Source organism: Microbacterium sp. A94, assembly GCF_051842855.1.
GTDB lineage: Bacteria > Actinomycetota > Actinomycetes > Actinomycetales > Microbacteriaceae > Microbacterium.
Genome location: NZ_JBPXMU010000006.1, coordinates 172,714 through 181,852 on the forward strand (window position 1 = coordinate 172,714; position 9,139 = coordinate 181,852).

7 protein-coding genes are annotated in these 9,139 nt (G+C 63.5%); 5 read left to right on the forward strand and 2 right to left on the reverse strand.

Annotated elements, in window-relative coordinates:
* The first annotated feature begins 66 nt into the window (after positions 1–66).
* A complete protein-coding gene (locus ACSU1L_RS15065) occupies positions 67–1,020 on the forward strand; it encodes a glycosyltransferase family protein (protein ID WP_439256342.1) in 954 nt (317 codons plus the stop codon).
* A gap of 8 nt (positions 1,021–1,028) precedes the next feature.
* Here ACSU1L_RS15065 and ACSU1L_RS15070 read toward each other — a convergent pair whose 3' ends face one another.
* The gene (locus ACSU1L_RS15070; RefSeq protein WP_439256343.1) at positions 1,029–2,024 is read right to left on the reverse strand and encodes a glycosyltransferase family 4 protein; all 996 of its coding nucleotides are present in this window, start codon (positions 2,022–2,024) and stop codon (positions 1,029–1,031) included.
* A complete protein-coding gene (locus ACSU1L_RS15075; protein ID WP_439256344.1) occupies positions 1,991–3,097 on the reverse strand; it encodes a glycosyltransferase in 1,107 nt (368 codons plus the stop codon). The genes ACSU1L_RS15070 and ACSU1L_RS15075 overlap by 34 nt, the downstream gene beginning before the upstream one ends.
* A gap of 196 nt (positions 3,098–3,293) precedes the next feature.
* Between ACSU1L_RS15075 and ACSU1L_RS15080 the strand changes: the two genes are divergently transcribed.
* The 4 genes from ACSU1L_RS15080 (at position 3,294) to ACSU1L_RS15095 (ending at position 9,074) form a co-directional block, all read left to right on the forward strand.
* Complete coding sequence (locus ACSU1L_RS15080) at positions 3,294–5,375, forward strand: hypothetical protein (protein ID WP_439256345.1); 2,082 nt, start codon at positions 3,294–3,296, stop codon at positions 5,373–5,375.
* 50 nt (positions 5,376–5,425) lie between these two features.
* The gene (locus tag ACSU1L_RS15085; RefSeq protein WP_439256346.1) at positions 5,426–7,147 is read left to right on the forward strand and encodes a DUF4012 domain-containing protein; all 1,722 of its coding nucleotides are present in this window, start codon (positions 5,426–5,428) and stop codon (positions 7,145–7,147) included.
* A 102-nt stretch (positions 7,148–7,249) separates the two neighbouring features.
* Positions 7,250–8,761 (forward strand): sugar transferase, encoded by a 1,512-nt coding sequence (locus ACSU1L_RS15090; protein ID WP_439256347.1) that lies wholly within the window; start codon positions 7,250–7,252, stop codon positions 8,759–8,761.
* A 100-nt stretch (positions 8,762–8,861) separates the two neighbouring features.
* Positions 8,862–9,074 carry a hypothetical protein gene (locus tag ACSU1L_RS15095; RefSeq protein WP_438255819.1) on the forward strand — a complete coding sequence of 71 codons (213 nt, stop codon included), beginning with the start codon at positions 8,862–8,864 and terminating at the stop codon, positions 9,072–9,074.
* Positions 9,075–9,139: the final 65 nt, after the last annotated feature.

Here is a 9,139-nt window from a genome sequence, read left to right on the forward strand (position 1 = left end):
CCGTTTCGTGTGGGCAGCCACCACTACGCGCGACTTCTTGCGTCACGAGGGGGAGAAGTCGTGCACGTGGCGACTCCCATTTCTCTCGCTCATCGCATCACCGGTCGGGTGCGGCCGTCAGACGTCGCGAACGTCCCCCGCGGTCCGCACCGCACGGTCGACGGCGTGGTGCACCTCGTTCCCCGCACACTGATGCCCGCCCCTCTCGGATCGTTCCGCGTGGCGCGGTACCTGGAGAAGAACGGCATCAGGGGCCGGTTCGACGCGATACTGATCGATCAACCGCTGCTCTGGGATACCTCGATCCGCGGGCTCACCGACACACTGATCTATCGCCCGACTGATCTCTATCCCTCGGGACTCAAACACCGAATCCAACAGCAGATCATCGATGCTTCCGACGGCATCATCGCAACGTCGGAAGAAGTACTGCGCGGCCTCGGGCCGCTCGGCCAGCCGACCCTCGTCCTGAACAACGGCGCCGACACGGCGCACTTCGCCTCGACGAACGAGGACGAGGGGCCTCGCCCGATCCGATGCGTTTATGTCGGAGCGCTCGACGGACGATTCGACTGGGCTCAACTGTCTGCGTGGGCGGGTTCTCACCCTGACGTTCGATTCCTCGTCGCTGGACCAGATGCCGATCCGCCGTCATCTTTGCCCAGCAACGTCGACCTTCTCGGCCCGATTGCGTATGACGCCGTGCCTGCGCTGCTGCACGATGCCCGGGTCGGGCTGCTGCCTCTGTCTGACGACCCACTCAACGCCGGACGCAGTCCCATGAAGCTCTACGAGTATCTGGCGGCAGGACTCACCGTTGTCGCTCGAGAGACACCGGGCATCAAACGCCATGAGGGGGTCGGCATCTACACGTACTCAGGTGGTGACGACGCCGACGCTGCGCTGGATCGTGCGCTCGCTCACGCCTCACCTAACGACGGTGGAGTTCGTGCGGCATCCGATTCCTCCTGGGAGCGGAAAACAGACGAACTGGTTTCGTTTGTGCAACGCCTCAGCTGATCAGCTGATCAGCTGATCAGCTGCTCGAGCGTCTCGGAAACGATGCTCGCCGTGCGGTCCCAGTCGTATCCGGTGGGTGGCTCAACACGCAGCCGGGCGGCGACGGCAGAAGTCAGTGCCGTGGCCCATTCCTGCGGGTCGTGGGCCGAACCGAGCCCCCAGCCGCGATCGCCGACGATCTCGGCGACCGCCTCGCAACCACGCCAATACAGGACGGGGACTCCGCAGCACACGGATTCCAGCGCGGGCAGGCCGAACCCCTCAAGAGTGGATGGCATCGCCGTCGCAGCAGCGCCCCGATAAAGCGCAGCCAGCTGCTCGTCGTGCAGTCCGTGCATCCACTGGACCCGCGCGCCGATGCCCAAGCCTTCTGCGCGCGCGGCCAACTCAGCGACCTCGGCGGCCGGAACCACCGCCCGAAGATGAACATCGGGAGCTGAAATCAGCGCTTGCAAGAGCACATCGAGATTTTTGTGGGCGCGGGCGTTTCCGACGTACAGCACATACGGGTCGTCTGCCGCCTCGACGTGACCGTGGGGGTGGAACGCTGCTGAGCAGCCGTTTCCCGCGTTGACGATCTGCACCGCATCGTCATTGAGCCAGCGACGGATCTCACGGGCAGAAGTCTCAGAGACAGTCAGCACCACCCCGGTCTTTCGAACCGTGCGACGGACCGGGCCTGCGTAATACGCTTCGAACTTCCACCGGGAAAGCCCTGACGCGCGAAGTTGGATGAGATCGTGCAACGTCAACAGCTGTCGTGGCGCACGCAGCAGAGCGCCGTACCCCGGCGAGTACACCAGAGCATTCCCGCTCGCGTTGCGTACCGGCCGGAAAGAGTCGAGCGGCGACGATGGGCTGCCGTCGAGGCCGAGCGGTGTCCACGGCAGGCGGAGCCGGCTGAGCACTTCTCCGGCATAGCGGCCGATGCCATGCGCGCCGCGATAACGGTCGTCGACGAACAGCTGATTCATGACGCCGTCCTCGTCGAATCCTGTACCCATCCCCGGATGCGATCGGCGAACACCTGCTCTGAGAACAGTGCGGCCTGCGCGCGGCATGCGTCGGCGGAGGCATCGATCGCGTCCCCGACAGTGCGCCGGAGCTCACCGCGCGACCAGTCTTCGAGTAGGGCGCCAGTGCGCTTGTGAATCACCGTCTCAGCGGTGCCACCGACCGCGCTGGCGATAACAGGCGTTCCGGCTGCCATCGCTTCGACAGGAACGATGCCGAAGTCCTCGACCGCGGGGAAGACGAGAGCGAGCGCGCGACGCAGAAGAGCGCGGTACAGCTCACCGCTGGGTGCCGAGACGAACGAGACCATCCCCGGTGCCTGTTCCTCAGCGAGCGCCCGCAAACGAGCCTCATCCGGGCCGGCGCCGGCGAGCACGACGGGGAGGTTCGCGGCGACCCCCGCCTCGATCACGAGGTCGAGCCTCTTATACGGAACGAATCGGGAGAAACCCAGGAGGAACTCATCGGGTAGCGACTGAAGCACTTTTTGATCGCGGTCGCTCGGGGCTGGCTCACGGGTGAAGCTGACGACATCGACGGGCGGATGGATGACGGTGCTCTCGCGCTGCCACGCCTGAGCGATGCGCTCGGCGACGAAGCTGCTGTTCGCGGCGATCGCGACGGGTTCTTGAGCACGACGACGATCCAGTGGCTTCAATGTCGCGGCGACGACCTTTGCCGGCAGAGAGCTGCCGCGGCCGTCCAGCTCGGGGTTCCAGATGTACCGTGCGGGCGTGTGCGCATAGACGAGCTTGGGTACATCGCGCGCTGGACCTGCAAAGCGTGCGTGATGGGCGAAGAGGTGACTGCTGGCGAGCACCCAGTCGGCATCGATGGCAGGAAGCTGCCGCCACGCGAGGGGCATGAGCCCGAGCGCAGCTGCCTTATGGCCACGCAACGGCGTCCTGGCGAGCCAGGTCTCGCCATCCACAGAGAAGCGGTCGCCGCTATCGTTCCACAGGCAGTAGCGCGCGGCATCCGGAAACACTCGGGTCAGCGCCTCGAAGACGTTCTCCGACCCACCGGTGCGGGCCAACCATTCGTGCACGAGTGCGCCGCTCACCGGCCGATCCCTTCTTGCCATTGCGGGAGGAGCCATCGATGTCGTGGCGATGAATCCTCGGATGGCATGGAGACGAGTCTAAGGAAGTTCGCTCTCAGGAGGGTGATGCTAGCCTCTGTGCTCCTCGTGTCGGCGCGCGCCCAGCGGGTAGGTATTGTGGGGATCGATTGATCGAGCTCAGGGGGGCTTTCGACTTATGGCATTGCGATTCACGAAGAAGACGATCATCATTCTGGTCAGCGCGGCGGTCGTGCTGGTCGGGGGAGGCGTCGCGGCTACTGCCGTCGTGATGAACCAGAGCGAACCAGAAGCCGAGACGAAAGCGATCCCGCGCGTCGGGACGAAGGTCGAATTCCCGGAACGACCGGTCGTAGTTCCTGCCACGAACGTCGCACGCGCCGGTATCGACGGCTGGACGTTGGCAGAGCGGACCGTGGTCGGTGCTGTTCTGCCGGAGGTCGGCAACGCAGCTGACGGAGCTGTGTCTCTGCGAGTGGACGCACCGGCGGACGACGCTGACATCGTGGCCGCGAGCGCGCCAGTAGCACTCGTCCCCTCGACCGAGTACACCCTCACCGCGTCGGTCCGAGTGCTCGCCGAGTACGAACAGGACTCCGGAATCCGCCTCACCGCCGGCGGCGACCAGTTCGAACTTCCTGAGCTGAACGCCGAATGGCAGACCGTCGAATTTCCCTTCGCCACCTCGAGTGAAGTCGGCGACGGCACCATCGGCATCGTCCTGTCTGGTGCGGTTCGTGGGTTCGGCATCGACAACATCTCGATCTCCGCAGACGGCGGCGGGAACCTCATTGGCAACGGCTCCTTCGAACAGGTCTCGGCGCCGCGAGGCATCCTCAACGACTCGCTGATCGTCACGAACACGTCGGCTGTCCTGGCCGTGTCGGCGGCAGAAGGAGAAGTCGCGTGGACGGCGACGTCGAGCTCCGGTGGCGAACCGATCACCGGCAGCTCTGTCGTGAGCGGACCCGTGGCCGCACTTCCTCTTGAAGGCGTGCCCCAGGGACACTATGCGGTCTCTGTGCGGGATTCATCCGGCTTCGAAGCGAGCACGAACGTCGCCGTCATCGACAGCGACACCTTCTACGTCGAACAGGACTCGCGCTTCGGCGTCGGAGCGCACGTGGAGAAGGAACCGTTCGTCGGCACCGGCACCATGGCCGCCGCTCTCGGTTTCGCTGAAGTGCGAAATGACATCACCTGGGAGCGCAACGAGAAGAGTCGCGGGGTCTACGCCTGGGAAGACAACTATGTGCGCGAGTTCGCTCGGATGCACGTCAACGGGGTGAAGCTGCTCGGCATCGTGGCGTATGGCAACGAGCTCTACGGCAGTAAGCGGTCGCCGTCCAACGAAGAGGCGATCCAAGCGTATGGCGCGTATGCGAAGGCCATCGCCGACACCTTTGACGTCGTCGGACTCGAGATCCTCAACGAGTACAACCACCGCGACAACGGCACATCATGCGGCCATTCCCCGGCGTGCTACGTGGAGATCGCGCAGGCCGCGCGTGACCACGTCAGCGCCGCGTACCCTGATCTCCCGCTCGTCACCGGATCCACGGCGCTGTATGACAGCGAGTGGTTCGTGGGCTTCTGGCAGGCCGGAGGAATGGCTGTCACCGATGTCGTCAGCTACCACCCCTACGAGGGATGGATCGATCGAAACGCCGACCTGATCGCAGGCACAGTTCAGCAGTCCTACGCCGACATGCAGGAACACACGGGTGAGACGCGACCGGTCTGGGTCAGCGAGATGGGGTTCCCCACTCACTACGACGGTGTCGGAATTCTGGAGCAGGGCGAGATGCTCGTGCGCAACGAGACCTTGGCTTTTGCGAACGGCGTCGAGAAGTACTTCTGGTACGACCTCGTGAACGACAAGCCTGACCCGGCCGCAGGCGAGGCCAACTTCGGACTTTACGAGAACTCACCCCGCGCCAACGTCGTCGCGCGAGCGCCGAAGCCCGGTGCATTCGCGCAAGCGCTGATGATCGCGCAGCTCGGGGGCAAGGAACACGCAGCCACCGAGTCCGACGAGACCACGCAGGTTGAGGTGTTCGGCAGCGATTCGGATGCGACACGGGTCGCGTGGGCACCCGGTGGCGAGACGCAGCGCGCGTTCCCGTCGGACAGTGCTCTGACCGTCACTCACCTGTCGGGCCACACGGAGGTCCTCGAACCGGTAGACGGCAACGTCACGATCACGCTGAGCGGATCGCCCGTCTTCATCTCATCGCCGGTCGAAGCTTCTGCCGACTAAACGCATCCATCATCAGGGAACCTCAGGAAACGGCTCGGTACACTTCATCGGTGCACGCTATTACCACGGACGTTGAAACCCAATCAGAAAAGCGCGGACGCCTGGTGCGACGCGTCTGGTTGATCGTTGTTCTCGTCATCATCGTGTTGCTGCTCGCCGTCTGCTGGGTCGGACTGCGGGCGATCACCGTGAAGGATGGTCTGACCGCGAGTCAGCAGTACGTCGATGAGATTCAGAACGGCGGGGATGTAGACGCAGCGCTGGAAGGGATCTCCGAGAACGCTGCCAGCGCCGGGGCCGCGGCAAGCGACCCCGTGTGGGCGGTGATGGAGTGGGTCCCTGTCGTCGGAGACAACCTGAGAGGTGTGCGCCTCGCGGCCCAGTCGCTCGACGCTCTTGTCAACGACGTCGCTCTGCCGGTGATGGAGTCATCAGACGACGCGATCACGACGAGACTGCTCTCGGTGGCTCAGGAGCATGGCGAACGCATCGGTCGACTGGCGGAGGAGATCCGCTCGGTCAGCGGATCGAGCTTTCTGATCGGGCAGGTTCGGGACGGCGTCGACCAAGTCGACCAGGTGATGGAGGTCGCAGCGCCAGCACTGGGACTTGCGCCTTCACTGCTCGGCGGAGACGAGCCACAAAACTACCTGCTGGTATTCCAGAACAACGCCGAGACACTCGCTCTGGGCGGCAGTGCGGCGGCGCAGACCATGGTGCACGTCGACAATGGCGTCATCTCGATGGGGGCCCAGGGCGACAGCGGCAAATATCAGAATGGCGTGGCGGTCGATGTCGACGTTCCGCAGAGCGCTATCGATCTCTACACCGGTTACCTCGTCGAGCACGTCAATACGAGCATGAGCCGGCCCGACTTCCCCACGGCAGCGCAAATCATGCGCGCGTGGTGGCAGCGCGACATCTCGAATGACGAGATCGCCGGAGTCATCTCCGTTGACCCCCTCGCAATCGAACGCATCCTCGTCGCGACGGGACCGATCGATCTGGCCTCGGGAGACGTGCTCGAATCAGACACGGCGGTCTCGCTGCTGCTGAGCCAGATCTACGGTCGCTGGGATTCTTATGTCGAGCCGGAGAAGGTCGACGGCTTCTTCGCCGACGCGGCCGCTGCGATCTTCAGCAAGATCGCAGCGGGGGAGTTCGACATCAAAGACATGATGTGGGCGCTCACCGAAAGCGCTGAGGCGGGCGACATCTTCGTCTGGAGCGAAGACGAGCAGGTGACCGAGATGGTCGCGGGGTCTCGCGCCAGCGGCATCCTGCCCACGGACAACACCGAATCGACGACTGTCGGTGTGTATTTCAACAACAGCAACGGTTCGAAGATCGACTACTTCACGCAGACCGCGACTGCCGCCACGGCCGTGTGCGAAGCAGATGTCGCAACGTTCACCGTTGACGCTTCGCTCTCCCTTCCTCTGACGCAACAGCAGGCCGAAGCATTGCCGCGCTATGTGCAGAGCATGACCTTCGGGGCGCGATTCCGCGATTGGATCTATATCTACGGCCCGCCCGGAACCACGCTGACGGATGCCACTTTCGCCGGTGAAGAAGTGTCTGTCATGCACCGCGACATCGATGACCTCGGACGACCGGTCGTCGCATTCGAAGCATGGTTCGACCCGGGAGATGAGGTCAGCGTTACGGCGACTTTCACCGGTGAGGGCAACGACTTTGGTCCGCTTGAGATTCAGACGAACCCGATGATCAACGGAGCGAAACCGAGCATCACTGACGGCTGCAACAGCTGACCGATCCTCACAGACCGGGCGAAAGAGATCGAATCGGTTAGAATGACTTCCGGTTCTGTGCGAGCTTCATCGCGCACAAGGAACTGTTTCTGACCGGATGGGGTGGCCGTCATAGTCGTCGAGATCGAGCGTGAGCAAACCGACGTCGGTGCCGCGACCCTCGGTTCCGGCGGAGTGCCGGTGCAGCGGGCCCGTCGTGGAGCGTGGCCGCGTCGCTATGCGAGCAGGCTGTTCTATAGCGACGTGATCGTCATTGTGCTCACACTCGTGATCTCTTCTTTCGTTGCGATACCCGGGCTGTTCGCGAGCGTCAGCTGGCCGGGAGGCCCGCGGCTGTCGTATCTCGCCGCACTTGTCATCGTCGGCATCCTCTGGCTGATCGCGCTTGACGCGACTGACTCCCGTGACCGCCATATCGTCGGACATGGGGCTGACGAGTACCGCCGCATCATCAACGCATCGGTCGTGGTGTTCGCGGCGACCGTCGCCATCGTGTTCTTCCTTGGCATGTCCCTCTCCCGCATGCTGGTTGCCGTCGTCTTTCCGATCGGGCTGCTGCTGCTGCTCTTTTCGCGATGGATGTGGCGTCAGTGGTTGCGCCGCCGCCAGAGGAAGGGGGAGTACCTCCACCGCGCCGTCCTCATCGGTGAGCCATCGAAGGTCCAGCACGTGGCCAAACAGATCAGACGAACCCACGGCAGCGGCTATCAGATCGTCGGAGTCATCACGAACAAGGGGCCGTCTGCGGGTGTGCCAGACATCGACGTGCTCGGCGACATCGCCCATGCCGAAGCGGCGCTCGAAGACGCGAACATCGATGCGCTCATCATCGTCGGCTCGGACGACCTCGACCCCGACACGATGCGGCGGCTCGGTTACGCCGTTTCTGACCGCGACATTCAGCTGATCATGGCGCCAGCGCTCACGGACATAGCCGGACCCCGGCTGCACAACACCCCGGTCGCGGGTCTCCCGCTCGTGCAGGTCGACTTCCCGCGCATGGAGGGGGCTCAACGCTTCACCAAGCGAATGTTCGACCTCATCGGCTCGTCGCTCTTCCTGGTGCTTCTCCTGCCGGTGTTCCTGATCGTCGCGATCGCCATTCGCATCGAAGGCCCCGGAAAAATCTTCTACCGCCAGGAGCGCATCGGCCGTGGCGGAAAGACTTTCGGAATGCGTAAGTTCCGCTCCATGATCGCGGATGCCGACGACCAGTTGGACACTCTTCTCGATCTGCAGGGCAGCAGCGACAAACCGCTTTTCAAGATCAACGACGACCCGCGTATCACGAGGGTCGGCCGGTTCCTGCGCCGGCACTCCATCGATGAGCTGCCTCAGCTGATCAACGTGTTCCGGGGGGAGATGAGCCTGGTTGGCCCCCGCCCGCAGCGTGACTCCGAGGTCGCCCTCTACGACGACATCGCCCACCGCCGGCTGCTCGTGAAGCCCGGGATGAGTGGGCTCTGGCAGGTCAGCGGTCGCTCCGCCCTGTCGTGGGAAGAGACGATCCGTCTCGATCTGTACTACGTCGAGAACTGGTCGCTCACACAAGACATCATCATCCTGTTCCGCACGGTGCGCGCCGTCGTAGCGCCGGGCACATCGGCCCGCTGATCAATCCCCGTTCGAGGTCTTCCCCTCTGACGCGCAGGCAGACAGAATGAAGATGCCTGCAGAACCTGCTGGCATTGCAACCACTTGGAGAGGACCCGACATGGGAATCGACGACCTGGTCAACAAGGGCAAAGACCTGTACGAGCAGAACAAGGACAAGATCGCTGAAGTCGTCAAGAGCGAGCAGGCGGAAGACGTCAGCGACAAGGTTCTCGACGGAGTCGCAGACTTCGCCAAGAAGGTTGCTCCCGGAGCATCCGACAAGATCGACGAGATCCGCGACAGCGCCGACAAGTCGATCGGCAACGAGTAGTCATCTGACTTCAGAGGGCGGCGCATCTTCGGATGCGCCGCCCTCTTCGTTTCGCGCCACGCGTT